Below are 26,961 nucleotides of genomic sequence, written 5' to 3'. Positions count from 1 at the left end.
GAGTGTTCACAACAATGGCAAAAATCGTCGACATCAAAGGTCGTGAAGTTCTCGACTCCCGTGGTAACCCCACTGTGGAAGCAGACGTGCTTCTCGATAATGGCATCATCGGTTCGGCCTGCGCGCCTTCCGGTGCTTCGACCGGCTCGCGCGAAGCGCTCGAGCTGCGTGATGGCGACAAGAGCCGTTATATGGGCAAGGGCGTTCTGAAAGCCGTCGCCAATATCAATGGCCCGATCCGTGACCTGCTGCTGGGCAAGGATCCGGTGGACCAGAAGGCGCTGGACCGTGCCATGATCGAACTCGATGGCACCGAGAACAAGGCTTCGCTGGGCGCCAACGCCATTCTCGCGGTGTCACTGGCTGCGGCCAAGGCTGCAGCCCAGGATCAGGACCTGCCGCTGTACGCGCACATCGCCAACCTCAATGGCACCCCGGGCGTCTACTCGATGCCGGTTCCGATGATGAACATCATCAACGGTGGCGAGCATGCCGACAACAACGTCGACATCCAGGAATTCATGGTCCAGCCGGTTGGCGCCAAGAGCTTCTCCGATGCCCTGCGCATGGGCACCGAGATCTTTCATCACCTCAAGGCTGTGCTCAAGGCCCGTGGCCTGAACACTGCCGTGGGCGACGAAGGCGGTTTCGCACCTGACCTGGCCTCCAACGAAGACGCCCTGAGCGCCATCGCCGAAGCGGTCGCCAATGCCGGCTACACCCTGGGCACCGACGTGACCCTGGCCCTGGACTGCGCGGCCAGCGAATTCTTCGAGGAAGGCGGCCAGTACAACCTGTCCGGCGAAGGTAAATCCTTCGACGCGGCCGGTTTTGCCGATTACCTGGCCGGTCTGGCCAACCGTTACCCGATCATCTCGATCGAAGACGGCCTGGACGAGTCTGACTGGGCGGGCTGGAAAGTGCTGACCGACAAGCTGGGCGACAAGGTGCAACTGGTGGGCGACGACCTGTTCGTGACCAACACCAAGATCCTGAAAGAGGGCATCGACAAGAAGATCGCCAACTCGATCCTGATCAAGTTCAACCAGATCGGCACCCTGACCGAAACCCTGGAAGCGATCCAGATGGCCAAGGCCGCCGGCTACACGGCCGTGATCTCGCACCGCTCCGGTGAAACCGAAGATTCGACCATCGCCGACCTGGCCGTGGGGACCGCTGCGGGCCAGATCAAGACCGGTTCGCTGTGCCGTTCCGACCGCGTCTCGAAGTACAACCAGTTGCTGCGCATCGAAGAGCAATTGGGTGCCAAGGCAGTCTATCGCGGTCGCGCAGAGTTTCGCGGCTAAGCCATAGATGGTAAAACGGCAGGGCGTGCACGATAGGTGCAGGCTCATGCCGATGTTGCGTTGATTGGGCCTGGCATTTGTCAGGCCCAATGCCGTTGGTCACTATGCTTTGGCTCTGCCGCCTCATTACCGGGTAACTGATATTTACATGCGCAGTCCTTACTGGTTGTTTCTTGTCCTGTTGCTGTTACTGGCCGGTCTGCAATACCGGCTGTGGGTAGGCAACGGAAGCCTGGCGCAAGTGGCTAGCCTGACTCAGCAGATTGCCGATCAACACGCCGAAAACGCTAACCTGCTCGAACGTAACCGGGTGCTGGATGCCGAGGTCATGGAGCTGAAAAAGGGTCTGGAGACCGTCGAGGAGCGTGCCCGCCACGAGCTGGGCATGGTCAAGGACGGTGAAACGCTTTATCAGCTTGCGCGGTGACCTTGCCATGAACGACGTATTGCCGGCCTTCTGGGCTGTTATTCCCGCCGCGGGCGTTGGCGCTCGCATGGCCGCAGACCGTCCCAAGCAGTATCTGCCGTTGGGCGGCCTCACAATTCTCGAACACAGCCTGCTGTGTTTTCTCAATCATCCCAGGCTCAAGGGACTGGTGATCAGCCTGGCGGCGGATGATCCCTACTGGCCGGCCTTGCCGTGTGCCCTGGATTCGCGGATTCAGCGCGTCACCGGCGGCAAGGAGCGGGCCGATTCGGTCCTCAATGCCTTGTTGCACCTGCATGCGCAGGGCGCCAGCGATGACGACTGGGTGCTGGTGCACGATGCTGCGCGGCCCAACCTGGCGCGCAGTGACCTGGATCAGCTGTTGGGCGAACTGGCCGATGATCCGGTCGGTGGCCTGCTGGCCGTACCGGCCCGCGATACCCTCAAGCGCGCCGATGCCCAGGGGCGGGTGGCCGAGACCGTCGACCGCCGCCTGATCTGGCAGGCCTACACACCACAGATGTTTCGCCTGGGGGCCTTGCATCGGGCGCTGGCCGACAGCCTGGTGGCGCATGTGCCGATCACTGACGAGGCGTCGGCCATCGAGTGGGCCGGCGCAGCCCCGCGCCTGATCGAAGGGCGGGCCGATAACATCAAGGTCACCCGGCCCGAGGACCTTGAGTGGTTGCGCCGGCATCGGCAGAGCCGCTTCTAGCTGACGCCTGGGCCGCCGCATATTCCTTGCGTTGCGCCAGCCCCTGCTTGAGATAGTCGACCAGCTTGCGCACCTTGGGCGACAGGTGCCGCTGCTGTGGGTACAGCGCCCAGACCGCGGTGTTGGGCGGCTGATGGCCCTCGAGCAAGGACACCAGCGCGCCACTGTGCAAATGCTCCAGCACATAATAATCCGGCAACTGGCACAGTCCCGTGCCCTGCAAGGCGGCATCCAGTACCGCCTGGCCGCTGTTGCAGCGCCAGTTGCCCTGGACGCGCTGGGAAAACTCCCGCCCGTTCTGCTGCAGCAGCCAGGTGTCGCTGCCGCCGATCAGGCAGTTGTGGCGGCTCAGCTCCGACAGGCTGTGCGGCCGGCCATAACGCTCCAGATAGGACGGCGACGCGCACAGGTACATGCGCCGCGGTGCCAGGCGTGTGGCGACCAGGCGTGAATCCTGCAGGCGTCCCAGGCGAATCGCCAGATCCATGCCCTCATGCACCAGGTCCAGCGTGTCGTTGCTCAGCTCGATGTCGACCCGCAGTTGTGGGTAGCTTTCCATGAAGCGTGTCACCAGCGGTGCGATAAAGCGCTCCCCGTAGGCCACCGCGCAGGTCATGCGCAACAGCCCCTTGGGCTCGCTGTTCAGGTCGCCTATTGCCCGCAGTGCTTCTTCGCGTCCGTCCTGCAGGCGCTGGCAATGCTGCAGGAACGTCTGCCCGGCTTCGGTGAGCGTCACGCGGCGGGTGCTGCGATACAGCAGACGGGTTTGAAGGCGTTCTTCAAGGCGCATGATCTGCCGGCTGACGTGCGAGGACGACACGCCCAGGCGCAAAGCCGCCGCAGTGAACTGGCCACTTTCGGCCACGGCCACGAACTCGTCCAGACCTTCCCAGCGATTGGTGTACATCGATTGTCCCTGTGCAGCAATAATGTTTTGCTTTTGTCTGGATTACTCATCATTCGGCAGCGTACTACACTCCGGGTCTGTTTTAACCCTAACGGAGAGACCCCATGATCAAGTCACGCGCCGCTGTCGCCTTTGAAGCCAAGAAGCCACTGGAAATTGTCGAGATCGATGTGGCCATGCCCAAGGCTGGCGAAGTGCTGCTGCGGGTCGTTGCCTCGGGCGTTTGCCACACCGACGCCTACACGTTGTCTGGCGCTGACCCGGAGGGTATTTTCCCGGCGATCCTGGGCCATGAAGGCGGCGCCATCGTCGAGGCGATCGGCGAGGGCGTGACTTCGGTAGCGGTCGGCGACCACGTCATTCCGCTGTACACCCCCGAGTGCCGCCAGTGCAAATTCTGCCTGTCGGGCAAGACCAACCTGTGCCAGTCGATCCGCGCGACCCAGGGCAAGGGCCTGATGCCGGACGGCACAGCGCGCTTTTCCTATAAAGGCCAGCCGATTTTCCACTACATGGGCACCTCGACGTTCTCCGAGTACACCGTGCTGCCGGAAATCTCGGTGGCCAGGATCCAGAAGGACGCGCCGCTGGAGAAGGTCTGTCTGCTCGGCTGTGGCGTGACCACCGGCATCGGTGCGGTGCTCAACACCGCCAAGGTCAAGCCGGGTGACACCGTGGCGATCTTCGGCCTGGGCGGCATCGGTCTGTCGGCGATCATTGGTGCGGTCAAGGCCAAGGCCTCGCGCATCATCGCCATCGATATCAACCCGTCCAAGTTCGATATCGCCCGGCAACTGGGTGCTACCGATTTCATCAACCCGAAGGAATATGATCGTCCTATCCAGGAAGTGATTGTCGATCTGACCGATGGCGGCGTGGACTTCTCGTTCGAGTGCATCGGCAACGTGCAGTTGATGCGTGCAGCGCTTGAATGCTGCCACAAGGGCTGGGGTGAGTCGGTGATCATCGGCGTGGCCGGTGCCGGCCAGGAAATCGCTACCCGTCCGTTCCAGCTGGTCACCGGTCGCGTCTGGCGCGGCTCGGCCTTCGGCGGCGTGCGCGGGCGCACCGAGCTGCCAAGCTATGTCGACATGGCACAGACCGGCGAGATTCCGCTGGACAGCTTCATTACCCACACCATGGGCCTGGAAGACATCAACAAGGCGTTCGACCTGATGCACGAAGGCAAGAGCATTCGTTCGGTCATCCATTTCTGAATAAGCCTCAAGCGTTGAGCTTCAAGCGGCAAGCGGGCATTCGTTGCTGCTTGCCGCTTATGGTTGATCGCTTGTCGCTGGAGGTCGTATGAATCTGGAAAACATTTCTTGCCAGAAAAGCTTTGGTGGCTGGCACAAGCGGTACAAGCACACGTCCAGTGTACTGGGTTGCGACATGGTCTTTGCCGTGTACCTGCCGCCCCAGGCGGAGCAGGGCGGCAAGCTGCCGGTGCTGTACTGGCTGTCGGGACTGACCTGCACGGATGAAAACTTCATGCAGAAGGCCGGTGCCCATCGACTGGCCGCGCAGTTGGGAATCATCATCGTGGCGCCGGACACCAGCCCGCGCGGCCCCGATGTGCCAGGCGACCCGGACGGTGCCTGGGATTTCGGCCTGGGTGCGGGCTTCTATCTCAATGCCACCGAGCAGCCGTATGCCAAGCATTACCGGATGCATGACTATGTGGTCGATGAGTTGCCGGCACTGATCGAGGCGCACTTTCCGGCGTCCCAGGCGCGGGGCATCAGCGGCCACTCCATGGGCGGGCACGGTGCGCTGGTCTGCGCCTTGCGTAACCCGGGCCGCTATCAGTCGGTCTCGGCGTTCTCGCCCATCAGCAACCCGGTCGATTGCCCCTGGGGCCAGAAAGCCTTCTCTCGCTACCTGGGCGAGGACCGCTCGCGCTGGCGCGAGTGGGATGCCAGCCTGCTGCTGGCACAGGCCACGCAGAAGCTGCCGATCCTGGTCGATCAGGGTGATCGCGACGATTTTCTGGTCAACCAGCTCAAGCCCGAGGCACTGGTGCAAGCCGCCAAGGCCGCAGGTCACCCGCTGAATCTGCGGCTGCAGCCCGGTTATGATCACAGCTATTACTTCATTGCCAGCTTCATCGAGGAACACCTGCGTCATCATGCCACGGCCTTGAACGCTTATTGAGGCAAAGCACCCAGTTGTGCTGACCCTGCACCCTGCAAAGCAGGTAGAATCGCGCCCTGACTTTTTTCAGGGCGTTTTTCTATGCGTATTGGCCATGGCTACGATGTGCACCGTTTCGCCGAAGGCGATTTCATTACCTTGGGCGGTGTGCGCATTGCACACGGTTTCGGCCTGCTGGCCCATTCCGATGGCGATGTACTGTTGCATGCCTTGAGCGATGCCTTGCTGGGTGCCGCTGCGCTGGGCGATATCGGCAAGCACTTTCCGGACACCGATCCGCAATTCAAGGGTGCCGACAGCCGTGTGCTGCTGCGCCATGTCCTCACGCTGGTGCAGGGCAAGGGCTGGAAGATCGCCAATGTCGACGCCACTATCGTCGCCCAGGCACCGAAAATGGCGCCGCACATCCAGGCCATGCGCGAGCTGATCGCCCAGGACCTGCAGGTTGATCCCGACCAGGTCAACGTCAAGGCCACGACCACCGAGAAGCTCGGCTTCGTCGGCCGCGAAGAAGGCATCGCGGTGCATGCCGTCGCGCTGTTGTTGCGCGCATGAACGACCTTCAACTGTTGGGGCCGCGTGCCTACGGCGCGGCATTGGGCACCGCCGTCCTCAAGGCCTGCGCCGAGGATTTCCAGGTCGATGAGGTGCTGGACATTCCTTTGTCCGGCGATGGTGAGCATCTATGGCTGTGGGTCGAAAAACGCGGTCTCAATACCGAAGAAGCCGCTCGCCGGTTGGCCCGTGCCGCGGGCGTACCGCTGCGTACCATCAGTTACGCCGGCCTCAAGGATCGGCAGGCACTGACTCGCCAGTGGTTCAGCATTCAGTTGCCAGGCAAGGCCGACCCCGATCTGTCGGCAGCCGAGGATGCCACGCTCAAGATCCTTTCGTGCGGCCGGCACCGGCGCAAACTGCAGCGTGGCGCGCATGCCGCCAATGGCTTCACCTTGCGCCTGACAGGATTGAAGGCCGATACCCAGGCCCTGGAACGGCGCCTGGAAGCGATCGCCGCCCAAGGCGTGCCCAATTACTTCGGTGCCCAGCGTTTTGGCCATGACGGCGGCAACCTGGCCCAGGCGCGCGACTACGCCGGGCGTCAGGCCTTGCCCGAGCAGCGTGCTGTACGCTCGCGGCTGTTATCCACGGCCCGCAGTTACCTGTTCAACCAGGTGTTGGCAGCACGGGTGGCCGATGGCACCTGGAACACGGCCCAAGTGGGCGATCTGCTGGCCTTTACTGACAGTCGCAGCTTTTTTTCGGCCGGCCCCGAGGAGTGCAGTGACCCACGCCTGGCGATTCTCGACCTGCACCCTACGGGTCCGCAGTGGGGTAGTGGCGCTTCGCCAGCCACTGGCGTCACCGGCGAGCTGGAGGACCGTCTGGCTGCAAGCGAGGCGGCACTATGCGACTGGCTGGTGCGGGCGGGCATGGCGCACGAACGTCGTATCCTGCGACTGCCCATTGGGCGCTTGGCATGGCATTATCCCGAGCCTGACATTCTGCAACTGGAATTTGTCCTTCCGCCCGGATGTTTCGCCACCGTTCTGGTACGCGAACTCGTCGATCTGGTGCCGGTCGGGCTAACGGATAGCCCATGCGTATTCTGATTTCAAACGATGACGGGGTCACCGCACCCGGTCTGGCAGCGCTGTATGCGGCGCTGGCGGATTATGCCGAGTGCACGGTCATTGCCCCCGATCAAGACCGAAGCGGCGCCAGCAGTTCACTGACGCTGGATCGTCCCCTGCATCCACATGTCCTGGACAACGGTTTCATCAGCGTCAATGGCACGCCGACCGACTGCGTGCACCTGGGGCTCAACGGAATCTTGCCGTACACCTGCGACATGGTCGTCTCGGGCATCAACCTGGGCGCCAACCTGGGTGACGATGTGCTGTATTCCGGCACCGTTGCGGCGGCACTCGAAGGCCGTTTCCTGCAGCGTCCCGGCATGGCCTTCTCGTTCCTGTCGCGACAGCCGGACAACCTGGCCACCGCTGCCCATTACGCCCGTCTGCTGGTCGAGGCGCATGAGCAACTCGACCTGCCGCCGCGTACGGTCCTGAACGTGAACATTCCCAACCTGCCCCTGGATCGGGTGCGCGGCATCCAGTTGACCCGGCTGGGGCATCGCGCCCGGGCTGCAGCTCCGGTCAAGGTGGTCGACCCGCGTGGTCGTGCCGGCTACTGGATTGCGGCCGCCGGCGATGCCGAGGACGGCGGTGCCGGCACCGATTTCCATGCCGTGATGCAGGGATACGTCTCCATCACACCGCTGCAGCTTGACCGGACCTTTCAGGACGGTTTCAGCCGTCTGAACACCTGGCTTGAGGGGTTGCGCTGATGTCCCGTGACCATGATGACCTGCTGCGCCGCGGTATCGGCATGACGTCGCAGCGTACCCGCGAGCGCCTGATCCAGCGATTGTCCGAAGAAGGCGTGGCGGATGCGCGGGTGCTGAACGTCATTCGCAAGACCCCGCGCCACCTGTTTGTCGACGAGGCCCTGGCGCATCGGGCCTACGAAGACACCGCCTTGCCCATCGGCCATAACCAGACCATTTCCCAGCCCTACATGGTGGCGCGCATGAGCGAGCTGCTGCTGGAAGCGGGTCCTCTGGACAAGGTGATGGAGATCGGCACCGGTTCCGGCTATCAGACGGCGGTGCTGGCCCAATTGGTCGAGCGGGTGTTTTCCGTCGAGCGCATCAAGGTGCTGCAGGATCGTGCCAAGGAACGCCTGGTGGAGTTGAACGTGCGCAACGTGGTGTTTCGCTGGGGCGACGGTTGGGAAGGCTGGCCGGCGCTGGCGCCTTACAACGGCATCATCGTCACGGCAGTGGCCACCGACGTGCCCCAGGCGTTGCTCGATCAATTGGCGCCTGGCGGGCGGATGGTCATCCCGGTGGGCGCAGGCGAGGTTCAGCAGTTACTGATGATCGTACGTGAGGAACACGGGTTCTCCAGGCGCGTGCTGGGGGCTGTGCGTTTTGTCCCATTGCTCAACGGACCATTGGCCTGAGTCATTTTTTGCCGGGTACAGATGGGAATTCTTCACGCCGCCGCCGGTCTACCTCCTGCCCGCGTGTCCTCATATGGCTACCTGGCATTATCGAGAGAAGCCGCTTGTTACAGGCAAGCGTGCTTAACACCGGTTACACTCGCTGCCAGTCGCCTATGCGGTACAACAGGCAGCATTTCAAATCTATCACCGGGAAAGGGAGTGGCGGGTGAGTCACACAGTCATTGGGCAGCTCAGGTTTTTGACAGGTTTTCAGCGTCTGGTGATTGGCCTTGCCTTGAGCGTCCTTCTGGTCGGCTGCTCCAGTTCGCCTTCAGGCGGCGTGCGTGTGGTCGATCGCAACGGCAATGCTGTCGAGCAGCGTGCCCCCGTCACTTCCGGGCAATACGTGGTCAAGCGTGGTGACACGTTGTTTTCCATTGCCTTCCGTTATGGCTGGGACTGGAAAGCACTGGCCGTGAGCAATCGCATTCCCGAGCCTTATACCATTCGCCCCGGGCAGACGATTCGTTTCGACGGGCGTTCGGATGCCGCCTCGAGCGTCGTCAGTACCCCCACACGCTCGGGTCCGGTCACCACCTCCACGTCCACTACAAGCAGTGGTTCAGGCTCTGTAAAGACCACGGTCATCACCAAGCCGGTGGCTGTAACGCCAGTGGTCATTCCACCGGCAGCCACCAGTCCGCAGACGCCTGCAGGGCGCTCTCCAGGCGGCTGGACATGGCCGGCTAGTGGCGTTTTGATAGGGAAATTTTCTTCAAACGGAAGTTTGAATAAAGGCATTGATATTGCCGGAAATTTGGGACAGCCTGTTTTGGCAGCGTCTGATGGTTCAGTTGTTTACGCCGGGAGTGGATTGCGGGGCTACGGCGAATTGATCATCATCAAACACAGCGATACCTACGTCAGTGCCTACGGTCATAACCGCAGGCTGCTCGTACAGGAAGGGCAACAGGTCAAGGCAGGGCAGACAATTGCCGAGATGGGGTCAACGGGGACTGACCGGGTGAAGCTGCATTTCGAGATTCGCCGCCAGGGTAAGCCTGTAGATCCGCTGCAATTCTTGCCACGCCGTTGAACGTTGTCGGCCTGTTCCTGGCGTAATAGGAACAGGCTCAGGCGTTGCCATGGAAATCAGGCGACGCGGGGGCTTGAGGTCGAACTCACCAAAGGACTATAACAATGGCTCTTAGCAACGAGGCGCCGGAGTTTGACATCGATGATGAAGTGCTCCTTACGGAAGCAGGCATTGTCCTGGAGCAGGTGTCTGACGAAAAGCAGTCGTCAACCCCGGTCTCGGCTCGCGCCAAGGCTAAAACTTCTTCTTCGCTCAAACAGCACAAGTACATCGATTACACCCGGGCGCTAGACGCCACCCAGTTGTACCTCAATGAAATCGGTTTTTCGCCCTTGTTGTCTCCGGAAGAGGAAGTTCACTTTGCGCGTCTGTCGCAACGTGGCGATCCTGCGGGGCGTAAACGCATGATCGAAAGCAACCTGAGGCTGGTGGTCAAGATTGCCAGGCGCTATGTCAATCGCGGCCTGTCATTGCTGGACCTTATCGAAGAGGGCAATCTGGGGTTGATCCGGGCCGTCGAGAAATTCGACCCTGAACGGGGTTTCCGTTTTTCGACCTACGCGACCTGGTGGATTCGCCAGACCATCGAACGGGCGATCATGAACCAGACGCGGACCATCCGTCTGCCGATTCATGTCGTCAAGGAGCTCAACGTCTATTTGCGCGCTGCCCGTGAACTGACCCAGAAGCTCGATCATGAACCTTCCGCTGAAGAGATCGCCCACTTGCTGGAAAAGCCCGTGAGTGAGGTCAAGCGCATGCTTGGGCTCAATGAGCGGGTCTCCTCCGTGGATGTGTCGCTGGGGCCTGACTCGGACAAGACACTGCTTGATACCCTGACCGATGATCGACCCACCGACCCCTGCGAGTTGCTGCAGGATGATGATCTTTCGCAAAGCATCGACCAATGGCTTTCGGAGTTGACCGAAAAGCAGCGCGAGGTGGTCATTCGCCGCTTCGGTCTGCGGGGTCATGAAAGCAGCACGCTGGAGGATGTCGGTCTCGAGATCGGCCTGACGCGTGAGCGGGTCCGGCAGATCCAGGTCGAGGGCCTCAAGCGCCTGCGTGAAATCCTTGAAAAGAACGGCCTCTCCAGCGAGTCGCTCTTCCAGTAGTTCGCCTGCCAGACAAAAGGCCGATAGCAACATGCCTGTTGCTATCGGCCTTTTTGCTGCCTGCATGATTTCATGACAATATCGTGGCAATAGCATCTTTTAATAGTGCAGGGCTGGGTGCGGGGGCGGCTTTTTGACACTAACTAAGCGTCGTGTAAGTCATTGCTTACGCAGGCTGTAAGTGTTTGCAGGCTTAGTGTGTAAAATTATTCCAGTTGCGCATCATGAAAATACCCATCACTTTGATTTGAATAGATTTTTTCTGAATACTGTTCATTATTTTGACACTTTTGATGCTGTTGAGGGGGGTTGCCCTTAGTCTGAAAATCACTATGATCGGAACTGTACCAACGGATCGGTACAGGCACTCAAGGATGAGCGCTGACAAGGACATCGCAGGATGCGATTCATCAGGATGATGAAAGGGATCAAATGGACCAAGGAAAAATGTGGGCGGTTATACCGCCCCTTTTTTTGCCTGCAGAAAAGATAAGCAAAAGGCCCGCAAGGGGCCTTTTGGTCAACGCTCCAGATCGGCAATCTTGCCTTTCTTGCCGTCCCACTCCTCGGCGTCGGGGAGAGCATCCTTACGCTCGGTAATGTTCGGCCAGACCTCGGCAAGCTCGGCATTGAGTTCGATGAAGTTCTCCATGCCAGCCGGAATCTCGTCTTCCGAGAAAATGGCCTGGGCCGGGCATTCAGGCTCGCACAGGGCGCAGTCGATGCACTCATCCGGGTGGATCACCAGGAAATTCGGGCCTTCGTAAAAGCAGTCCACCGGACAGACTTCTACGCAGTCGGTGTACTTGCACTTGATGCAGTTGTCGGTGACGACGAAGGTCATTTCTAATTTTCTCCTCAGGCGGCGGCAGCATCGCACTGTCAGACAGCGATGCCAGGTTCGGGAGGTTATCGCCCGAGCCGTGTGAAAACATGGGCTTCAAGTGAGTGGTCTCAAGGCGGGTTGGCTGTATCCGCCTGCCGCTCGACCTGTGGTTCGCTAGGTCCTCACGCGGCCCGGATAGCGACTTGACCAGGCTAGGTGTCAAGAGCATTCCAAAACCGCGCGGGATTCTAACAGTATGTAACGCCCGGCGTCACAGGCGAGTTTGCAATGAGTACAACAAATCCAGCGCCTGACGAGGCGTCAGGTCATCGGGCTTGAGGCGTCCAAGCTCTTCGAGCACCGGATGCGGCAGGGCAGCAAACAGGTCGCTCTGTTGGGGGGCGGCCGGTTTTCCGGCCTTGGCCTTGAGCGGTGCATGCGTCTGCTCATGCGGCAGGCTGGTGGTCTCCAGGCGTTGCAGGTGCTCCTTGGCCCGGCTGATGACCCGGCCCGGAACCCCGGCCAGTTGCGCCACTGCCAGGCCATAGCTCTGGCTGGCCGGTCCTGGCAGCACCCGATGCAGAAACACGATGCGCTCATTGTGCTCGGTGGCATTGAGATGCACGTTGCTGACCAGCGGCTCGCTTTCGGGCAATACCGTCAGTTCGAAATAGTGCGTGGCAAACAGTGTGTAGGCGCGTAGCTGGGCCAGGCATTCTGCCGCCGCCCAGGCCAGCGACAGACCGTCGAACGTACTGGTGCCGCGTCCGACCTCATCCATCAGCACCAGGCTGCGGTCAGTGGCATTGTGCAGGATATTGGCCGTTTCGCTCATTTCCACCATGAAGGTCGAGCGTCCACCGGCCAGGTCGTCGCTGGAGCCGATGCGGGTAAAGATCCGGTCGACCAGTGACAGTTCGCAACGGGCCGCCGGCACGTAGCTGCCAATGTGGGCCAGCAGCACGATCAGGGCGGTCTGACGCATGTAGGTCGATTTACCGCCCATGTTCGGGCCAGTGATGACCAGCATGCGGGTGTTGTCGTCCAGCGCCAGGTCGTTGGCCACGAACGGGCTCGACAGCACCTGCTCGACCACCGGGTGACGGCCTTGCTCGATCTTCATGCACGGTTGTGCGACGAAGCGTGGGCAATTGAGGTCCAGGTTCAGGGCGCGTTCGGCCAGGTTGCTCAGCACGTCCAGTTCGGCCAGGGCCGCAGCGGTGTCCTGCAGCGGCGCCAGATGGCCGATCAGGTCTTCGAGGAGGGCTTCATAGAGTATTTTCTCGCGGGCCAGGGCGCGGCTCTTGGCCGACAGCGCCTTGTCTTCGAATTCCTTGAGCTCCGGGGTGATGAAGCGTTCGGCCCCCTTGAGGGTCTGGCGCCGGATGTAGTCGGCCGGCGCCTGCTCGGCCTGCTTGCTGGGCAGCTCGATGAAATACCCGTGCACCCGGTTATAGCCGACCTTGAGGTTGGCCAGGCCCGTGCGGGCCTTTTCCCGGGTTTCGAGATCGATGAGGAATTGCCCGGCGTTCTCGCTCAGCGATTGCAAGTCGTCCAGCTCGGCGTCGTAGCCGGTCTTGAGCACGCCACCCTCGCGGATGACCGCCGGCGGGTTGTCGATGATTGCCCGTTGCAGCAGCTCGGCCAGTTCCGGGTAGGTGCTGGTCGTCTGTGCCAGTTGCTGCAAGTGCGGCGCTTGCAGGTCGGCCATGGCGTGTTGCAGCGCGGGCAGGGCGCCGAGGGCGTCACGCAGGCGCGCCAGATCACGTGGGCGGGCATTACGCAAGCCGATGCGCGCCAGGATGCGCTCGATGTCGCCGATTTCCTTGAGCTGCGGCTGCAGGCCCTCGAAACGATACTGCTCCAGCAGGCAGTCGATACCGCTCTGGCGGGCCTGGATCACTGGCAGGTCGCGCAGGGGGCGATTCAGCCAGCGGATCAGCAGGCGTGTGCCCATCGCCGTCTGGCAGCGGTCAATGACCGACAGCAGAGTATTGTCACGGCCACCGGCCAGATTGGTATCCAGCTCCAGGTTGCGGCGGCTGGCTCCGTCCATGATGACCGTGTCGTCCAGACGCTCATGGCGCAGGCTGCGCAAGTGCGGCAGGGCGGTGCGCTGGGTTTCCTTGGCGTAGCCCAGCAGGCAGCCGGCCGCGCCAATGGCCAGGGTCAGGGTTTCACAGCCGAAACCTTTGAGGTCCTGGGTCGAAAACTGCTGGCACAGGCTCTTGTGGGCCGAGTCGCGCTCGAAATCCCAAGGGGCGCGGCGGCGTGCGCCTCGACGCTTTTCAGCGGGCAGGCCCTGGGGCCAGTCATCGGGAATCAGCAGTTCGACCGGATTGATCCGCTCCAGCTCGGCCAGCAGCGTTTCCCAGCCCTTGATTTCCTGCACGCTGAACAGGCCGCTGGTGATGTCCAGCACCGCCAGGCCGAACAGGCGCTCATCGCCCAGTACCGCGGCCAGGAGGTTGTCACGACGCTCATCAAGCAGTGCTTCATCGCTGACCGTACCCGGTGTGATGATGCGCACCACCTGGCGTTCGACCGGGCCTTTGCTGGTTGCCGGGTCGCCGATCTGTTCGCAAATCACCACCGACTCGCCCAGCTTGACCAGCTTGGCCAGGTAGCCTTCGGCGGCGTGGTAGGGAATGCCGCACATGGGAATGCTCTGGCCGGCCGACTGACCGCGAGCGGTCAGGGTGATGTCCAGCAACTTTGCGGCTTTTTTGGCGTCTTCATAGAAGATTTCATAGAAATCGCCCATGCGATAGAACATCAGCTGGTCCGGGTGCTGATTTTTCAGCCGCCAGTATTGCTGCATCATCGGTGTGTGGGAGGACAGGTCGGAAATGGCTTTATTCATCAGTGGGATCAGACAGAGTCGTAAAGAAAGGGGGCGGCGCCCGGGGCAGAAGCGGGTTTCGATTTGAAACAGGAGGTGTCTGCTGGCGGCTCGGCGATGGGCGCAAGGTTACCACGCGCGCCGGGTCGGCGCAGGTGCGCACCGGACCGCTGTGAAGGATGCCTATACATTTGGCTGGGTGCGCGCAGGCGGTGAATGTGTAGACTTCCCCCGCTGTCCGTTCGACGGACCTGTCACTTTCTTCATTGCCAGGAATTGCACCATGGATGACATCACCCGGCTTGCCGACACGCTTGGCAGGCACCTTGTATCGCTCAAGGCTCAGGTCAGTACGGCCGAGTCATGCACCGGTGGTGGCATCGCCGAGGCCATCACCCGTATCAGCGGCAGTTCAGCCTGGTTCGAGGCGGGCTATGTGACCTATTCCAACGCGCAGAAAGTGCGTCAGTTGCAAGTGTCCGAGACGTTGTTCGACACAGTTGGGGCGGTCAGTGAAGAGGTGGTGCGAGCCATGGTGCTTGGTGCGCAACGCCATAGCGGTGCGCGCTTTGCCGTTGCGGTCAGCGGGGTGGCCGGTCCTTCAGGTGGCTCACCGCAAAAGCCGGTGGGAACGGTCTGGATCGGCTGGGCCGACGGTGCGCAGGTTGTGGCTCAGGGCCATCACTTTGCCGGCGATCGCGATGAAGTACGCCGACAAACGGTCAGGGCCGCTCTAGAGGGGCTCATTCACCTTTGTGCAGGTGAAAAACCGAAACAGGGGTAGGCGAGCGCTCGGGGCTGTGGAATAATACTGGCTACTTATACAGTTGTCGTGGCCGCAAGGCCTTTAATGAATTTGATTACGTGAGGACTTCAATGGACGAGAACAAGAAGAAAGCCTTGGCTGCGGCCTTGGGTCAGATCGAGCGTCAGTTCGGCAAAGGTGCCGTAATGCGCATGGGTGACCAGGACCGCCAGGCTATTCCTTCCATCTCCACCGGCTCGCTGGGCCTGGACATCGCGCTGGGTATCGGCGGTCTGCCACGCGGCCGTATCGTCGAGATCTATGGCCCGGAATCATCCGGTAAAACCACCCTGACCCTGTCGGTGATCGCCCAGGCACAGAAGCTGGGGGCCACCTGCGCCTTCGTCGACGCCGAGCACGCCCTGGACCCTGAGTACGCCGGCAAGCTGGGCGTCAATGTCGACGACCTGCTGGTTTCCCAGCCGGACACCGGCGAGCAGGCACTGGAAATCACCGACATGCTGGTGCGCTCCAATGCCGTCGACGTGATCGTGGTCGACTCCGTGGCCGCCCTGGTGCCCAAGGCTGAAATCGAAGGCGAAATGGGCGACATGCACGTGGGCCTGCAGGCTCGCCTGATGTCCCAGGCGCTGCGCAAGATCACCGGTAACATCAAGAACGCCAACTGCCTGGTGATCTTCATCAACCAGATCCGCATGAAGATCGGTGTAATGTTCGGCAGCCCGGAAACCACCACCGGTGGTAATGCCCTGAAGTTCTACGCTTCGGTGCGCCTGGACATTCGCCGTACCGGCGCCGTGAAAGAAGGCGACGAAGTGGTCGGCAGCGAAACCCGCGTCAAGATCGTCAAGAACAAGGTGGCACCGCCGTTCCGTCAGGCCGAGTTCCAGATCCTGTACGGCAAGGGCATCTACCTGAACGGCGAGATCATCGACCTGGCCGTGGCGCATGGCTTTCTCGAGAAATCCGGTGCCTGGTACAGCTACAAGGGCAGCAAGATCGGTCAGGGCAAGGCCAACTCGGCCAAGTTCCTGGCGGAAAACCAGGACATCGCCGGCGCGCTCGAGAAACAGATTCGCGACAAGCTGCTCAATGGTGGTGCCGCAGCGGCTGACGCGCTTCCTGTAAGTGCCGATGAGTCTGCTGACGACATGGCCGAAATCGACGCCGATAGCTGATAGTCGACCATGACCACCGTGCTCGATACCCTCGTCGCTGTACGGCGCACTGCAATGGACCTGCTCGCACGTCGCGAGCACGGTCGTGTCGAACTGGCGCGCAAACTGCGCCAGCGCGGCGCCTCTTCCGAAATGATCGACGCCGCCCTTGACCGCCTGGTCGAGGACGGCCTCCTGTCTGAAACCCGTTACCTTGAAAGCTTCATCGCCTCGCGTGCCCGTGGCGGGCAAGGCCCTTTGCGTATTCGTGAAGAGCTGAGCCAGCGTGGTCTGGCGCGTGCTGATATCGAGCAGGCGTTAAGTGAATGTGATGTTGACTGGCGAGCGCGGCTGGAAGAAACCTGGCAGCGCAAGTTTGCCGGCAAGTTGCCTGCTGATATGCGTGAGCGTGCCCAGCAGACCCGTTTCCTGAGCTATCGGGGTTACCCGATAGACCTGATCGGCCGCCTGTTGAGCGGCCGGGGTGGCGATTTCGACTGAGCCTATTGAGCGGTGCCTGAGCCCGCCAGCCAGCCCTCAATCGATATTCAGCGGTTCGCGTGAAGCATCCTCGCTGCAAGGCGAGGCCTCGACCCAGTTTTCCGGCTGGTTGATACAGTCGATCAACTCGCGCAAGCGCCCTTGCTGTCGTCCGGTAAAGGCGAAGGTCAACCGTGTCAGATGACTGAACGGTGAGTCTTCACGTTCAGGCGATTCAACACCAAGTTGCTCGAACCCCCCGCTCAGGCACAGATCGGCAAAGGTGTTGCGCACATGCGCCAACGCTGTCTCGTTGAGGGGGTGGTGCATGCGCAGCACGAATGTCTTTTTCAGCCAACGGCTTGAATGGAAGTTGCTGTAAAAACGATCGATTTCCTCGACGGCCTGCTCAGGGCTGTGCACCAGGCGCAGCAGCTGCATGTCGCTGGGCAGGATGTAGTGATTGTCCTGCAACTGGGCCTTGAAAAAATCCAGTGCACCTTGCCAGAAGCCACCCCCGGGCACGTCGAGCAGGACGATGGGCACCAGTGGACTCTTGCCGGTCTGGATCAGGGTCAGCACTTCAAGTGCTTCATCCAGCGTGCCGAAGCCGCCCGGGCAAAGCACCAGGGCATCGGCCTCCTTGACAAAGAACAACTTGCGCGTGAAAAAGAAGTGGAAAGACAGCAAATGCTCGCTGCCTTCTACAGTGGCATTGGCGTGCTGTTCGAAGGGCAGGGTGATATTGAGCCCCAGGCTGTGTTCAAGCCCGGCCCCTTCATGGGCGGCGGCCATGATGCCGCCGCCACCACCGGTAATGACCATGATGCCGGCCTTGGCCAAGCGCTCTCCCAGTTCACGCGCCTGCACATAGAGCGGGTGTTCGAGCGGGGTGCGGGCCGAGCCGAATACCGTGACCTTGCGGCGTCCCTTGAACTGCTCCAGGGCGCGAAAGGCGTTATCCAGCTCGCGCAGTGTCTGCAGAACGATCTTGGCATCCCAGCGGTTGCGGTCATCCTCGGCCATGCGCAAGACGGTAAGGATCATGTCGCGGTACAGCGGCAGGTTGGCGCTGCCAGGCGCCAGCAAATCAAGGTGTTTCTGGACCTGGTCGGTGATATCCAGGCCTTTGTCCTGAAAGTGCCGGGACAGAACATCGTTGGGTACATACGGCATTTAGGTGTTCTCCTCCTGCAGAATCGATACAACAGCCCGCTGCATGTCGGGTCTGCACTTGAACCGGAGCCGATCCTGCCTGTGTCCTTGGGTTGGCGAAATACGTGGGTATTCGGTGATGGGCAATTTCCTGTCGCCATCAGGGCTGCAAGCCTGCATAAAGGTTATCAAGGTTTGTGCTGTGGCCGCTTGTCGATATCGGTTGCGACTTGTCAGCGCCCGTCCGTCGGTCAGCCGGATGCGCGTCCGTTGCTCTGATTTACTGCATTCAGGACGGGGCCCGATCGCAATGCTCAGGCTGTTTGCACAGCAGCGGAACCTGGCCGGTAGCCAGTGATGATGGACGTGCAGGGAGGCTGCAGATGGTAATCATCAGGATTGAAATGGATCAGTGGCTGTACGACGCGATCGAGCAGTCTGCACAGACGGAGGGCCTGACAGTGCAGCAGGAATGCCTGCGCCGACTGCGCGGTGAGGAAACCCGCTCGCGGTATGTCCAGGCATTGATTGCCGAGTTACGCGCCGACGATGAGCAACGGCGCGCTGCAAGACGCATGCACGCCGCCAAATCGTAGCGCTTACTTCTTGGCTGCAGGTTTGGTGGTGCAATCGGTATTGATGAACGACTGGCTGATGACAGGGCGGTTGGTCTTGTACTCGGTGAACTGATACTTGAGCACGGCCCCCTTGGTCATCAACTGGCGATAGCCGTTGTTGTGACAGACACTGTTGGCCAGTTGGGCGCGCACGGTGTCGGGATTGGCACGCATCTGCCGGGCCTGGCCTTCACGCACGCTCAGGTGATTGATCAACTCGTTGCCGTTGACCGTGTAGCCCTGGTCAAGAATGTCTTCGTTGATGGCGCGCGGCGTGCCCACACTGCTTTCCCTGGCGACTTGTTCCAGCATTTTGCTCAATTCGTACTCTTGCTTCGAAGCGGCCTGGGCAACCAGGGGGGCTGCGAGCACAAGCATGAGGGTGGGGGCGATAAGGCGCAGCATTGAACTCTCCTGATACGGTGGCTGGCGCTTTGACCAGCAACTAGGGTGGGCGTTCACAACGAGGCGCGGCAGTATAGAGTCTATGGGCCACGAATCACATCGTGCCGAAAACGCGGGCCGACCGCGCTCTGGTAAACTGCGCGCACTTTTCAGTCCTGTCGGGTTATCTGCTGTGCCGATGCTTTTTCCCTGCGAGTGTGTCTCGCCATGAGCCACGCCGTCTCCCGCCTGCGCGAAGAGCGTCTGGCGCGCAGTACCAAACCGTTTATTGCCCGGGGTTCGCGAGCGCCGCGTTGCCCCGGTTGCCGGGTGATTTTCAGCTATTGCTTGTGTGCCTGGCGCTCGCACGCAACGGCTGTTTCGGCGATGTGCCTGTTGATGCATGATACCGAGCCCTTGAAGCCGACCAATACCGGCTGGCTGATCGCTGATGTGATCGAGGATACCCATGCCTTCGGCTGGTCGCGCCTGGACGTCGACCAAAGGCTGCTGGCTTTGCTCGATGACCCACAATGGCAGCCTTATCTGGTGTTTCCCGGCGAGTTCGTCGCCCAGGAGCGCGTGGTCAATCAGGTCGCTAAAGGATCAGGCAAGCGTCCGCTGTTCATCCTGCTGGATGCCACCTGGACAGAAGCACGCAAGATGTTTCGTAAAAGCCCATACCTTGAGCGCTTTCCGGTGTTGAGCCTGGCCCCGGAGCAGATCTCGCGCTATCGCTTGCGCCGTTCCAGGCGTGACGATCACTTCTGCACCGCCGAGGTGGCGGCGTTGTGCCTGGAGCTGGCGGGCGACACCGAGGCCAGCCAGCAACTGGATGCTTATCTGGATGTGTTCACTGCCCATTATCTGGGCGCCAAGTACCAGAATCCGATCGATCCGGATGACGCTGTGCATGAGCGGCTCAAGGCCTTGCTCTGACACGGATGACTTACAGGCCAACTGCCACCCTCTACCCGGATCGCGCTTGACCACCACGGCCCGGCTGGGCATGCTTGGCGCCGCCCCGAGTCGCGCAGGCACGCTGAGCATTGGCCGACATTCGCAGTGGCTGGATCGGGTATTCGTACTCAGTATAAAAAGGATCAAATAATGACCTACGATATCCTGATCGCCGACGATCACCCGCTGTTTCGCAGTGCCCTGCATCAGGCGCTGAGCCTGGGGCTCGGTCCGCAGGCACGGCTGGTCGAGGCCGACAGCATTGCGCAGATCGAAGCGCAGCTGGCCCACAAGACCGATTGGGACCTGGTGCTGCTGGACCTCAACATGCCAGGTGCCTATGGCTTCTCGGGCCTTGTGTTGCTGCGTGGTCAGTATCCGCAGATTCCGGTGGTCATGGTGTCGGCGCAGGAGGAGGCGGCCATCGTGGTCCGTTCTCGCGAATTTGGTGCCAGCGGGTTTATTCCCAAGTCCAGCCCCCTGGAAACCATCCAGCAGGCTGTGCGTACCGTGCTTGAAGGTGATGCCTGGTGGCCGCCACAGGCCGACGAAGCCGTCAGTGTCTCGGCCGAGGCCAAGGCGGCCAGTGCCGGCCTGGCCAGCCTGACGCCGCAACAGTTCCGGGTGCTGACCATGGTCTGCGAAGGGTTGTTGAACAAGCAGATTGCCTATGAACTGAGTGTGTCGGAAGCCACCATCAAGGCGCATGTCACGGCGATCTTCCGCAAGCTCGGCGTGCGCACCCGCACTCAGGCCGCACTGCTGTTGCAACAGCTGGAATCGATTCCGGCGCAATAATTCGGCGGGTTCACATTTTTTTGACCAGGCCGGCCTTAATTTCCCTCCTCCTTATTGCATGGCAGTTCTCTGTATGTCGCCTTTCAAGGGCCAGACCGGCCTCAAACGTATTTTCAATGCTGCCGGGTATTCGTTCGATGGCCTGAGTGCCGCCTTCAAGGGCGAAGCTGCCTTTCGCCAGCTGGTGTTGCTCAATGTCGTCCTGATTCCGCTGTCGTTCTTTGTCGACGTCAGCCGTGGCGAACACGCGCTGTTGATTGCCGTATGCCTGCTGGCGCTGATCGTCGAGTTGCTCAACTCGGCGGTGGAAGCAGCCATCGACCGGATTTCCCTGGACCTGCACCCCTTGTCCAAGAACGCCAAGGACATGGGCAGCGCCGCGCAACTGATTGCCCTGAGCATGATTACCGTGGTCTGGGCTGTGATCCTGCTTGGCTGACAGGCCCGTTCAATAAAGACTGGGCAACACAATCTGGTCGCTGCGCTGCACGCCGGCGGTAAAGGCCCGGCACAGCTCCAGGAACTCGCGCATCGCCGAGGTCTGGTACTTCTGTTTGTGCCAGATGAAGTAGAACTGCCTCGACAGGTCCAGTTGCGGCGTGTCCAGCGCCACCAGGCTGCCGCGGCGAAAGGCATCGCGCAGGGCCAGCCTGGAAATGCAGCCGATCCCCAGTCCTGATTCCACCGCCCGCTTGATGGCTTCGGTGTGCTCCAGTTCCAGCCGCACGTTCAGGCCGTTGCGATGATGACGCAAGGCCTGGTCGAAAGTCAGGCGGGTGCCGGAGCCCTGTTCGCGCAGAATCCAGGCTTCACGGGTAAGCTCTTCCAGCGACGCCTGGCCCTTGATGGCCAGCGGGTGTTGTGGCGCGCAGAACACCACCAGTTCGTCCTCGACCCAGGACTGCACTTCAATGTCCGGGTGGCTGCAATCACCCTCGATCAGGCCCAGGTCGATTTCGTAGTGCGCGACCTGTTGCACGATGTGGGCGGTATTTTGCACATGCAGCTTCACCTGGCTTTCCGGGTGGCGCTGCATGAAGCTGCCGATCAGCAGGGTGGCCAGGTAATTGCCGATGGTCAGCGTCGCCCCGACCGCCAGCGAGCCGAAACCGGACTTGCCGTTGAGCAGGTCTTCGATTTCCTTGGCCTGGTCGAGCAGGGCCACAGCCTGGGGCAGCAGTTGGCGGCCGGTCGCATTGAGGCTCAGGCGCTTGCCGGCACGGTCGAATAGCTGACAGCTCGACTGGCGCTCCAGCTCGGTGATCGAGGTGCTGGCCGCCGATTGCGACAGTGACAGCAGAATCGCGGCCTTGGAGACGCTTTCCTGCTGGGCGACGGCCACGAAGACCTGGAGTTGACGCAGAGTAAATCGCATATCTATATAACCGATAACCCATATCTTGATAATTCAGTTAACAGATATTGTGTCTGCCACTAGAATGGCGCGCAATAGCGCCTGTGCCGGCGCGAGCAGATTTCTTCAGGAGTTTTCACGTACATGAGCAACATGTATCACGAGCGTGTCCTTAGTGTTCATCATTGGAATGACACTCTCTTCAGCTTCAAGTGCACCCGTGACCCAGGCCTGCGCTTCGAGAACGGTCAATTCGTCATGATCGGTCTGCAGCAGCCCACTGGCCGTCCGCTCATGCGCGCCTATTCGATTGCCAGCCCGAACTGGGAAGAGCATCTGGAGTTTTTCAGCATCAAGGTGCCGGATGGCCCGCTGACCTCCCAGTTGCAGCACCTCAAGGAAGGCGATGAGATCATCATCAGCAAAAAGCCTACCGGCACCCTGGTGCTCGACGACCTCAAGCCCGGCAGGCACCTGTACCTGCTGAGCACCGGCACGGGTCTTGCGCCGTTCATGAGCGTCATTCAGGATCCGGAAACCTACGAGCGTTTCGAGAAGGTCGTGCTGGTGCACGGCGTGCGTCACGTCAACGAGGTGGCTTACCACGAGTTCATCACCGAGGTCCTGCCGCAGAACGAGTTCTTCGGTGAAGCGCTGCAGGAAAAGCTGATCTACTACCCCACTGTGACCCGCGAGCCGTACCGCAACCAGGGGCGTCTGACCGACCTGATGCGCAGTGGCAAGCTGTTCAGCGACATCGGCCTGCCGCCGATCAACCCGCAGGACGATCGTGCCATGCTGTGCGGCAGCCCGAGCATGCTGGATGAAACCAGTGAGGTGCTCAACGAATTCGGCCTGACCGTTTCGCCGCGCATGCGCGAGCCGGGTGACTACCTGATCGAGCGCGCCTTCGTCGAGAAGTGATCGGCGCCTGAAGAAAAAACCCGCCGGCTCCCACAAGGGGGCGGCGGGTTTTTTTATGGGCCGCTGGCCGGCACCACTTCCAGTACCCGGATCAGCCCGGGCTCTGGATAGTGCCAGCGAACATCCAGGTCCCAGAACTGCGCACCATAGCGCCGCTCAGGCGCCGGCACCTGGTATGCCGGTCGCGGGTCCTGGGCCAGGCACTGTTCGATCAGCTCGATCAGCGGCTCGCCCAGGCGCACGGCCTGCGCGTGAGCCTGTTGCAGGGCATCGTCGTGCCAGCGCACCGGGATCAGCACCGGTGCGGCGCTGGCCATGTCGTTGCGCGCCCCGGCCACGCTGTCGGCGTAGGGCACATAGGGCTTGATGTCCAGCACCGGCGTGCCGTCGAGCAGGTCGATGCCCGACAGCCACAGACGGCCTGCTTCGACCTTGTCCAGGCGCACCACCGACTGGCCGATGCCGTTCGGGCGGTGCGTGGCGCGGGTGGCGAACACGCCCATGCTCTGGTTGCCGCCCAGGCGCGGCGGCCGTACCTTCAGGCGAGGCGTGGTTTCCAGGGCCTGATGAAACAGGAACAACAGCCAGATATGGCTGACCTGCTCCAGGCCCTGCACGGCATCGCCCTGGTCGAACGGTGCCACCAGCTCCAGCACGCCGCGTGCCGCCGGCGCCAGGTGTGGCTGGCGCGGGATGGCGAACTTCTCCTTGAAGCAGGAGCGCACGAAACCCACGGGTGACACGCTATGGTTCATGGCTGGGCAGGGCGCACGCGCAGGGTCAGGCCCTTGAGGAAGTTGCGCAGCAACTGGTCGCCGCATTCGCGGTAGTTGTTGTGGCCGACCTTGCGAAACAGCGCACTGAGCTCGGGCTTGGACACCGGAAAATCAACCGAGGCGAGGATCGCGTGCAGGTCTTCTTCCTTGAGCTCGAACGCCACGCGCAGTTTTTTCATCACGATGTTATTGGTGATCGGCAGCTCGAGCGGTTGCGGTGCACGGCTTTCGTCCTTGCCACGCTTGAAATACACCAGGCCATCGAGAAAGTGCGCCATCAACTCGTCGGACAGCACGACATAGCCCTCGTCCTCTTCCTTTTTCAGGAAGGCGGCCACTTCTTCACGGCTCAGTTCGCAGCCGGCCAGCTTGAGGATGTCGACGATCTTGAAATCGCTGATGTCGAGCATGTAGCGCACGCTGCGCAGAATATCGTTGTTGATCATGGAAGCAGGAGTCCTTTCAGGTCTTGAGCCTGGAAAACGGTCATCAGAATTTTTCTTGGGCAGTCATGTAGCGCCATTGCCCTTCAGGCAACTTGCCCATGGACACGCCGCCAATGCGGATACGACGCATGGCGACGATTTTCAGGCCCACAGCGCTGCACAGCTGGGCGATGACGTCGGGTTGCGGGTTCTTCAAGGCAAAGCGCAGGCGGTTCTCGCTTTGCCAGCTGGCCTTGACCTTAGGCAGTTCCTTGCCCTTGTGCATCATGCCGTGGTTCAGGCGGTTGAGGCCGTGGGCGATCATCTCGCCGCTGACTTCAACCACGTATTCCTGTTCGATGCGGCTGCGATCGTCGGTGAGCTTGCGCAGGATTTTCCAGTCCTGGCTGAACACCACCAGGCCGCTGGCGTTGGCCTGCAGGCTCGACACCGCCTCCTGACGCAGGAAGTGGCCCTTGAGCACACGCTTGCTGTAACTGTGCTCGACCGACAAGGTACCCGGGGTGATCGAGCCAAGCGCGGCGTCCAGGCTCTGGCTGGCCGGCTTGTGCAGGATCAGGGTGACCGGGTCCGGCGCGTTGGCGACCGCTTGCGGGTTGAGTTCGACCTTCTGCTTGTCGACCTTGAATTGCGGCTCTTCGATCACTTCGCCATCGACGGTCACCCAGCCGCCTTCGATATACAGCTCGGCTTCGCGACGCGAGCAGCCGGTCAGCTCGATGAGGCGTTTGGAAAGACGTAGGGGTTCAGACATGAAAGGCAGCCGTCGTTAAAGAGTAGAAAGGCGCCATTGTACGCATGCGCGCCCGGTTAATCTGTTTGCTGCTCAGCTTCGAGCAAGCCTGTCCGGTTCAAGGATCAGGCGCAGCATGGGGTAGGGTTGGCCGAGGCCGTCCACCGGGCTGCGGCTGCTTTGCCTGAAACCATGGCTGAGGTAAAACCCCAGCGCCTGTGGATTCTGTTCGTTGACGTCCAGCTCGTGGATGCCGAAATGCTCGATGGCATGGTTGAGCAGGTGCGTGCCCAGCCCCTGGCCGCGGTACTGGGCGCCGACAAACAGCATCTGCAGTTTGCCCAGGCTCACACCCGCAAACCCTGTGATCAGCCCTTGGGCGTCGCGGGTGCAGAACAGGGTCACGGTGTCCAGATACTGGTCCAGCAGCAAGCCCTTGAGACGTTGCAGGTAAGGCTCGGGCAAAAAGTCATGCGTGGCGCGCACGGCGCTTTCCCAGAGCTCGATCAGCCGTGGGTAGTCGTGCCTGTCAGGGCAATGGAAGTCCATCTCGCCTCACTCCTGCGCCAATGAAAAGCCCCGCGACGGCGGGGCTGGGGAAGCACCGTCCCGGGGACTACAGCGGTTCGGCCCACAGGTCGTACTCGTCGGCGTCTGTCACCCGGCACATGATCTTGTCGCCCGGCTTGACGGGACTGTCGTCCTCAAGACCAATGTAGACGTTGCCGTCGATTTCCGGAGCGTCGAAGAAGCAACGTCCGACCGCGCCGCGCTCGTCGACCTCATCGATCAGCACTTCGATGTCCTTGCCGATCTTCATTTGCAGGCGGGCGGCACTGATGGCTTGTTGATGGGCCATGAAGCGGTCCCAGCGGTCCTGCTTGATGTCATCGGGCACCACGGCGGCGTCCAGCAGGTTGGCCGGTGCGCCTTCGACCGGCGAGTACTGGAAGCAGCCGACGCGGTCGAGCTGGGCTTCGGTCAGCCAGTCGAGCAGGTACTGGAAGTCTTCTTCGGTCTCGCCCGGGAAGCCCACGATGAAGGTCGAGCGGATGATCAGGTCCGGGCACTGTTCGCGCCAGTTCTTGATCCGCGCCAGGGTCTTGTCTTCGAAGGCCGGGCGCTTCATCAGCTTGAGCACTTTGGGGCTGGCGTGCTGGAAGGGAATGTCCAGGTACGGCAGGATCTTGCCGGCGGCCATCAGCGGAATCAGCTCGTCGACGTGCGGGTACGGGTAGACGTAATGCAGGCGCACCCAGACGCCCAGCGAGCTGAGCGCCTGGCACAGTTCGGTCATGCGCGTTTTCACTGGCTGGCCGTCCCAGAAACCGGTGCGGTACTTGACGTCTACGCCGTAGGCGCTGGTGTCCTGGGAGATCACCAGCAGTTCCTTGACGCCGGACTTGACCAGGCGCTTGGCTTCATCGAGGACGTCGCCCACGGGACGGCTGACCAGCTTGCCGCGCATCGACGGGATAATGCAGAAACTGCAACTGTGGTTGCAGCCTTCGGAAATCTTCAGGTACGCGTAGTGGCGCGGGGTCAGCTTGATGCCTTGCGGCGGCACCAGGTCGATCAGCGGGTTGTGATCGATGTTGGGTGGCACGACCGAATGCACGGCATTGACCACTTGTTCGTACTGCTGGGGACCGGTGACCGACAGCACGCTGGGGTGCACGTTGCGGATCACGCTTTCATCGACGCCCATGCAGCCGGTGACGATCACCTTGCCATTTTCGGCAATCGCTTCACCGATCACTTCCAGCGATTCGGCCTTGGCCGAGTCGATGAAGCCACAGGTGTTGACGACCACCACATCGGCGTCCTCGTAGGTCGACACGACTTCGTAACCTTCCATGCGCAGCTGGGTCAGGATGCGCTCGGAGTCTACAAGCGCCTTCGGGCAGCCGAGGCTGACGAATCCGACTTTGGGCGCGGATGCGGGGGTGTTGACGGTGGACATGGCAAACCTCGGCGTGAAGGGGGAGGCCTCAACGCACTGCGCGGGCTCCGACG

General features: G+C 61.1%; 30 protein-coding genes. 19 read left to right on the top strand and 11 right to left on the bottom strand.

Annotated elements, in window-relative coordinates:
- Positions 1-14: 14 nt before the first annotated feature.
- From eno to ispD, 3 genes are all read left to right on the top strand, one after another.
- Complete coding sequence (gene eno, locus DGA31_RS00325) at positions 15-1,307, top strand: phosphopyruvate hydratase (RefSeq protein ID WP_056834973.1); 1,293 nt, start codon at positions 15-17, stop codon at positions 1,305-1,307.
- Positions 1,308-1,455: 148 nt separating this feature from the next.
- Complete coding sequence (ftsB, locus tag DGA31_RS00320) at positions 1,456-1,734, top strand: cell division protein FtsB (protein ID WP_056834975.1); 279 nt, start codon at positions 1,456-1,458, stop codon at positions 1,732-1,734.
- 7 nt (positions 1,735-1,741) lie between these two features.
- Positions 1,742-2,449: a 2-C-methyl-D-erythritol 4-phosphate cytidylyltransferase gene (ispD, locus tag DGA31_RS00315; protein ID WP_109511490.1), complete on the top strand. Its 708-nt coding sequence runs from the start codon at positions 1,742-1,744 to the stop codon at positions 2,447-2,449.
- On the opposite strand, the gene DGA31_RS00310 is transcribed toward ispD, so the two are convergent.
- A complete protein-coding gene (locus DGA31_RS00310; protein WP_109511179.1) occupies positions 2,394-3,356 on the bottom strand; it encodes a LysR family transcriptional regulator in 963 nt (320 codons plus the stop codon). The two genes, ispD and DGA31_RS00310, sit on opposite strands and share 56 nt — an antisense overlap.
- A 104-nt stretch (positions 3,357-3,460) precedes the next feature.
- On the opposite strand from DGA31_RS00310, the gene DGA31_RS00305 reads away from it, so the two are divergent.
- The 8 genes from DGA31_RS00305 to rpoS all read left to right on the top strand — a co-directional run bounded on the left by DGA31_RS00305 (position 3,461) and on the right by rpoS (position 10,727).
- Complete coding sequence (locus DGA31_RS00305; RefSeq protein WP_056834978.1) at positions 3,461-4,573, top strand: S-(hydroxymethyl)glutathione dehydrogenase/class III alcohol dehydrogenase; 1,113 nt, start codon at positions 3,461-3,463, stop codon at positions 4,571-4,573.
- Positions 4,574-4,661: 88 nt separating this feature from the next.
- Positions 4,662-5,510 (top strand): S-formylglutathione hydrolase, encoded by an 849-nt coding sequence (gene fghA / locus DGA31_RS00300; RefSeq protein ID WP_109511178.1) that lies wholly within the window; start codon positions 4,662-4,664, stop codon positions 5,508-5,510.
- A gap of 81 nt (positions 5,511-5,591) precedes the next feature.
- Complete coding sequence (ispF, locus tag DGA31_RS00295) at positions 5,592-6,065, top strand: 2-C-methyl-D-erythritol 2,4-cyclodiphosphate synthase (protein WP_056834982.1); 474 nt, start codon at positions 5,592-5,594, stop codon at positions 6,063-6,065.
- Positions 6,062-7,120 (top strand): tRNA pseudouridine(13) synthase TruD, encoded by a 1,059-nt coding sequence (truD, locus tag DGA31_RS00290; RefSeq protein ID WP_109511177.1) that lies wholly within the window; start codon positions 6,062-6,064, stop codon positions 7,118-7,120. Before ispF ends, truD begins: the two co-directional genes overlap by 4 nt.
- Entirely contained in the window at positions 7,108-7,857 is a 750-nt protein-coding gene (gene surE, locus DGA31_RS00285) for a 5'/3'-nucleotidase SurE (protein ID WP_056834986.1), read from the top strand. The genes truD and surE overlap by 13 nt, the downstream gene beginning before the upstream one ends.
- 41 nt (positions 7,858-7,898) lie before the next feature.
- Positions 7,899-8,534 carry a protein-L-isoaspartate(D-aspartate) O-methyltransferase gene (locus DGA31_RS00280; RefSeq protein WP_177339444.1) on the top strand — a complete coding sequence of 212 codons (636 nt, stop codon included), beginning with the start codon at positions 7,899-7,901 and terminating at the stop codon, positions 8,532-8,534.
- A gap of 208 nt (positions 8,535-8,742) precedes the next feature.
- Positions 8,743-9,612 carry a peptidoglycan DD-metalloendopeptidase family protein gene (locus DGA31_RS00275; RefSeq protein WP_109511176.1) on the top strand — a complete coding sequence of 290 codons (870 nt, stop codon included), beginning with the start codon at positions 8,743-8,745 and terminating at the stop codon, positions 9,610-9,612.
- A gap of 104 nt (positions 9,613-9,716) precedes the next feature.
- Positions 9,717-10,727: an RNA polymerase sigma factor RpoS gene (rpoS, locus tag DGA31_RS00270; protein ID WP_109511175.1), complete on the top strand. Its 1,011-nt coding sequence runs from the start codon at positions 9,717-9,719 to the stop codon at positions 10,725-10,727.
- Positions 10,728-11,247: 520 nt separating this feature from the next.
- Here rpoS and fdxA read toward each other — a convergent pair.
- Positions 11,248-11,571 carry a ferredoxin FdxA gene (fdxA, locus tag DGA31_RS00260; protein WP_056834991.1) on the bottom strand — a complete coding sequence of 108 codons (324 nt, stop codon included), beginning with the start codon at positions 11,569-11,571 and terminating at the stop codon, positions 11,248-11,250.
- A gap of 253 nt (positions 11,572-11,824) precedes the next feature.
- A complete protein-coding gene (gene mutS, locus DGA31_RS00255; RefSeq protein ID WP_161959133.1) occupies positions 11,825-14,404 on the bottom strand; it encodes a DNA mismatch repair protein MutS in 2,580 nt (859 codons plus the stop codon).
- A 274-nt stretch (positions 14,405-14,678) separates the two neighbouring features.
- Between mutS and DGA31_RS00250 the strand changes: the two genes are divergently transcribed.
- From DGA31_RS00250 to recX, 3 genes are all read left to right on the top strand, one after another.
- Positions 14,679-15,179 carry a CinA family protein gene (locus DGA31_RS00250; protein WP_109511172.1) on the top strand — a complete coding sequence of 167 codons (501 nt, stop codon included), beginning with the start codon at positions 14,679-14,681 and terminating at the stop codon, positions 15,177-15,179.
- 92 nt (positions 15,180-15,271) lie between these two features.
- Positions 15,272-16,339 (top strand): recombinase RecA, encoded by a 1,068-nt coding sequence (recA, locus tag DGA31_RS00245; RefSeq protein ID WP_056834997.1) that lies wholly within the window; start codon positions 15,272-15,274, stop codon positions 16,337-16,339.
- Between the two features lie 9 nt (positions 16,340-16,348).
- The gene (gene recX / locus DGA31_RS00240) at positions 16,349-16,819 is read left to right on the top strand and encodes a recombination regulator RecX (protein WP_109511171.1); all 471 of its coding nucleotides are present in this window, start codon (positions 16,349-16,351) and stop codon (positions 16,817-16,819) included.
- Positions 16,820-16,855: 36 nt separating this feature from the next.
- Here the strand turns inward: recX and DGA31_RS00235 are convergent, their stop codons facing one another.
- Positions 16,856-17,974 carry an LOG family protein gene (locus tag DGA31_RS00235; RefSeq protein WP_109511170.1) on the bottom strand — a complete coding sequence of 373 codons (1,119 nt, stop codon included), beginning with the start codon at positions 17,972-17,974 and terminating at the stop codon, positions 16,856-16,858.
- Between the two features lie 383 nt (positions 17,975-18,357).
- On the opposite strand from DGA31_RS00235, the gene DGA31_RS00230 reads away from it, so the two are divergent.
- Entirely contained in the window at positions 18,358-18,549 is a 192-nt protein-coding gene (locus tag DGA31_RS00230; protein ID WP_421957942.1) for a hypothetical protein, read from the top strand.
- Positions 18,550-18,552: 3 nt separating this feature from the next.
- On the opposite strand, the gene DGA31_RS00225 is transcribed toward DGA31_RS00230, so the two are convergent.
- The gene (locus DGA31_RS00225) at positions 18,553-18,975 is read right to left on the bottom strand and encodes a quorum-sensing-regulated virulence factor family protein (protein WP_056835004.1); all 423 of its coding nucleotides are present in this window, start codon (positions 18,973-18,975) and stop codon (positions 18,553-18,555) included.
- A 207-nt stretch (positions 18,976-19,182) separates the two neighbouring features.
- Here DGA31_RS00225 and DGA31_RS00220 point away from each other — a divergent pair, with 207 nt between their 5' ends.
- From DGA31_RS00220 to DGA31_RS00210, 3 genes are all read left to right on the top strand, one after another.
- The gene (locus tag DGA31_RS00220; RefSeq protein WP_109511168.1) at positions 19,183-19,893 is read left to right on the top strand and encodes a tRNA-uridine aminocarboxypropyltransferase; all 711 of its coding nucleotides are present in this window, start codon (positions 19,183-19,185) and stop codon (positions 19,891-19,893) included.
- A gap of 168 nt (positions 19,894-20,061) precedes the next feature.
- The gene (gene erdR / locus DGA31_RS00215) at positions 20,062-20,712 is read left to right on the top strand and encodes a response regulator transcription factor ErdR (RefSeq protein WP_161959132.1); all 651 of its coding nucleotides are present in this window, start codon (positions 20,062-20,064) and stop codon (positions 20,710-20,712) included.
- 73 nt (positions 20,713-20,785) lie between these two features.
- Positions 20,786-21,151, top strand: a complete 366-nt coding sequence (locus DGA31_RS00210) for a diacylglycerol kinase (protein WP_056835009.1) — start codon at positions 20,786-20,788, stop codon at positions 21,149-21,151.
- Between the two features lie 9 nt (positions 21,152-21,160).
- Here the strand turns inward: DGA31_RS00210 and DGA31_RS00205 are convergent, their stop codons facing one another.
- Complete coding sequence (locus DGA31_RS00205; protein WP_056835012.1) at positions 21,161-22,087, bottom strand: LysR family transcriptional regulator; 927 nt, start codon at positions 22,085-22,087, stop codon at positions 21,161-21,163.
- A gap of 123 nt (positions 22,088-22,210) precedes the next feature.
- Between DGA31_RS00205 and fpr the strand changes: the two genes are divergently transcribed.
- A complete protein-coding gene (gene fpr, locus DGA31_RS00200) occupies positions 22,211-22,990 on the top strand; it encodes a ferredoxin-NADP reductase (protein ID WP_056835014.1) in 780 nt (259 codons plus the stop codon).
- A 53-nt stretch (positions 22,991-23,043) separates the two neighbouring features.
- Here fpr and tsaA read toward each other — a convergent pair whose 3' ends face one another.
- The 5 genes from tsaA to rimO form a co-directional block, all read right to left on the bottom strand.
- Positions 23,044-23,745 carry a tRNA (N6-threonylcarbamoyladenosine(37)-N6)-methyltransferase TrmO gene (tsaA, locus tag DGA31_RS00195; protein WP_109511167.1) on the bottom strand — a complete coding sequence of 234 codons (702 nt, stop codon included), beginning with the start codon at positions 23,743-23,745 and terminating at the stop codon, positions 23,044-23,046.
- Entirely contained in the window at positions 23,742-24,212 is a 471-nt protein-coding gene (locus tag DGA31_RS00190; RefSeq protein ID WP_056835019.1) for a YehS family protein, read from the bottom strand. Before DGA31_RS00190 ends, tsaA begins: the two co-directional genes overlap by 4 nt.
- Before the next feature lie 43 nt (positions 24,213-24,255).
- Positions 24,256-24,966 (bottom strand): rRNA pseudouridine synthase, encoded by a 711-nt coding sequence (locus tag DGA31_RS00185; RefSeq protein ID WP_056835021.1) that lies wholly within the window; start codon positions 24,964-24,966, stop codon positions 24,256-24,258.
- Between the two features lie 72 nt (positions 24,967-25,038).
- Entirely contained in the window at positions 25,039-25,494 is a 456-nt protein-coding gene (locus DGA31_RS00180; protein ID WP_109511166.1) for a GNAT family N-acetyltransferase, read from the bottom strand.
- Positions 25,495-25,561: 67 nt separating this feature from the next.
- Positions 25,562-26,908 carry a 30S ribosomal protein S12 methylthiotransferase RimO gene (rimO, locus tag DGA31_RS00175; protein WP_109511165.1) on the bottom strand — a complete coding sequence of 449 codons (1,347 nt, stop codon included), beginning with the start codon at positions 26,906-26,908 and terminating at the stop codon, positions 25,562-25,564.
- Positions 26,909-26,961 lie beyond the last annotated feature (53 nt).

It is taken from the genome of Pseudomonas ovata, from assembly GCF_003131185.1.
Classification (GTDB): domain Bacteria; phylum Pseudomonadota; class Gammaproteobacteria; order Pseudomonadales; family Pseudomonadaceae; genus Aquipseudomonas; species Aquipseudomonas ovata.
The sequence above is the reverse complement of the archived record's forward strand: the minus strand, read 5'-3'. Positions and strand labels throughout refer to the sequence as shown.

Coding starts and splice junctions, on each gene's coding strand:
- DGA31_RS00190 (WP_056835019.1), bottom strand. CDS start 24,212: ATGATCAACAACGATATTCTGCGCAGCGTGCGCTACATGCTCGACATC.
- eno (WP_056834973.1), top strand. CDS start 15: ATGGCAAAAATCGTCGACATCAAAGGTCGTGAAGTTCTCGACTCCCGT.
- truD (WP_109511177.1), top strand. CDS start 6,062: ATGAACGACCTTCAACTGTTGGGGCCGCGTGCCTACGGCGCGGCATTG.
- rimO (WP_109511165.1), bottom strand. CDS start 26,908: ATGTCCACCGTCAACACCCCCGCATCCGCGCCCAAAGTCGGATTCGTC.
- DGA31_RS00230 (WP_421957942.1), top strand. CDS start 18,358: ATGGATCAGTGGCTGTACGACGCGATCGAGCAGTCTGCACAGACGGAG.
- DGA31_RS00210 (WP_056835009.1), top strand. CDS start 20,786: ATGTCGCCTTTCAAGGGCCAGACCGGCCTCAAACGTATTTTCAATGCT.
- recX (WP_109511171.1), top strand. CDS start 16,349: ATGACCACCGTGCTCGATACCCTCGTCGCTGTACGGCGCACTGCAATG.
- ispD (WP_109511490.1), top strand. CDS start 1,742: ATGAACGACGTATTGCCGGCCTTCTGGGCTGTTATTCCCGCCGCGGGC.
- fdxA (WP_056834991.1), bottom strand. CDS start 11,571: ATGACCTTCGTCGTCACCGACAACTGCATCAAGTGCAAGTACACCGAC.
- DGA31_RS00305 (WP_056834978.1), top strand. CDS start 3,461: ATGATCAAGTCACGCGCCGCTGTCGCCTTTGAAGCCAAGAAGCCACTG.
- fghA (WP_109511178.1), top strand. CDS start 4,662: ATGAATCTGGAAAACATTTCTTGCCAGAAAAGCTTTGGTGGCTGGCAC.
- DGA31_RS00235 (WP_109511170.1), bottom strand. CDS start 17,974: ATGCCGTATGTACCCAACGATGTTCTGTCCCGGCACTTTCAGGACAAA.
- DGA31_RS00250 (WP_109511172.1), top strand. CDS start 14,679: ATGGATGACATCACCCGGCTTGCCGACACGCTTGGCAGGCACCTTGTA.
- recA (WP_056834997.1), top strand. CDS start 15,272: ATGGACGAGAACAAGAAGAAAGCCTTGGCTGCGGCCTTGGGTCAGATC.
- DGA31_RS00225 (WP_056835004.1), bottom strand. CDS start 18,975: ATGCTGCGCCTTATCGCCCCCACCCTCATGCTTGTGCTCGCAGCCCCC.
- rpoS (WP_109511175.1), top strand. CDS start 9,717: ATGGCTCTTAGCAACGAGGCGCCGGAGTTTGACATCGATGATGAAGTG.
- DGA31_RS00180 (WP_109511166.1), bottom strand. CDS start 25,494: ATGGACTTCCATTGCCCTGACAGGCACGACTACCCACGGCTGATCGAG.
- DGA31_RS00185 (WP_056835021.1), bottom strand. CDS start 24,966: ATGTCTGAACCCCTACGTCTTTCCAAACGCCTCATCGAGCTGACCGGC.
- surE (WP_056834986.1), top strand. CDS start 7,108: ATGCGTATTCTGATTTCAAACGATGACGGGGTCACCGCACCCGGTCTG.
- DGA31_RS00220 (WP_109511168.1), top strand. CDS start 19,183: ATGAGCCACGCCGTCTCCCGCCTGCGCGAAGAGCGTCTGGCGCGCAGT.
- ispF (WP_056834982.1), top strand. CDS start 5,592: ATGCGTATTGGCCATGGCTACGATGTGCACCGTTTCGCCGAAGGCGAT.
- DGA31_RS00280 (WP_177339444.1), top strand. CDS start 7,899: ATGACGTCGCAGCGTACCCGCGAGCGCCTGATCCAGCGATTGTCCGAA.
- DGA31_RS00310 (WP_109511179.1), bottom strand. CDS start 3,356: ATGTACACCAATCGCTGGGAAGGTCTGGACGAGTTCGTGGCCGTGGCC.
- fpr (WP_056835014.1), top strand. CDS start 22,211: ATGAGCAACATGTATCACGAGCGTGTCCTTAGTGTTCATCATTGGAAT.
- ftsB (WP_056834975.1), top strand. CDS start 1,456: ATGCGCAGTCCTTACTGGTTGTTTCTTGTCCTGTTGCTGTTACTGGCC.
- tsaA (WP_109511167.1), bottom strand. CDS start 23,745: ATGAACCATAGCGTGTCACCCGTGGGTTTCGTGCGCTCCTGCTTCAAG.
- DGA31_RS00205 (WP_056835012.1), bottom strand. CDS start 22,087: ATGCGATTTACTCTGCGTCAACTCCAGGTCTTCGTGGCCGTCGCCCAG.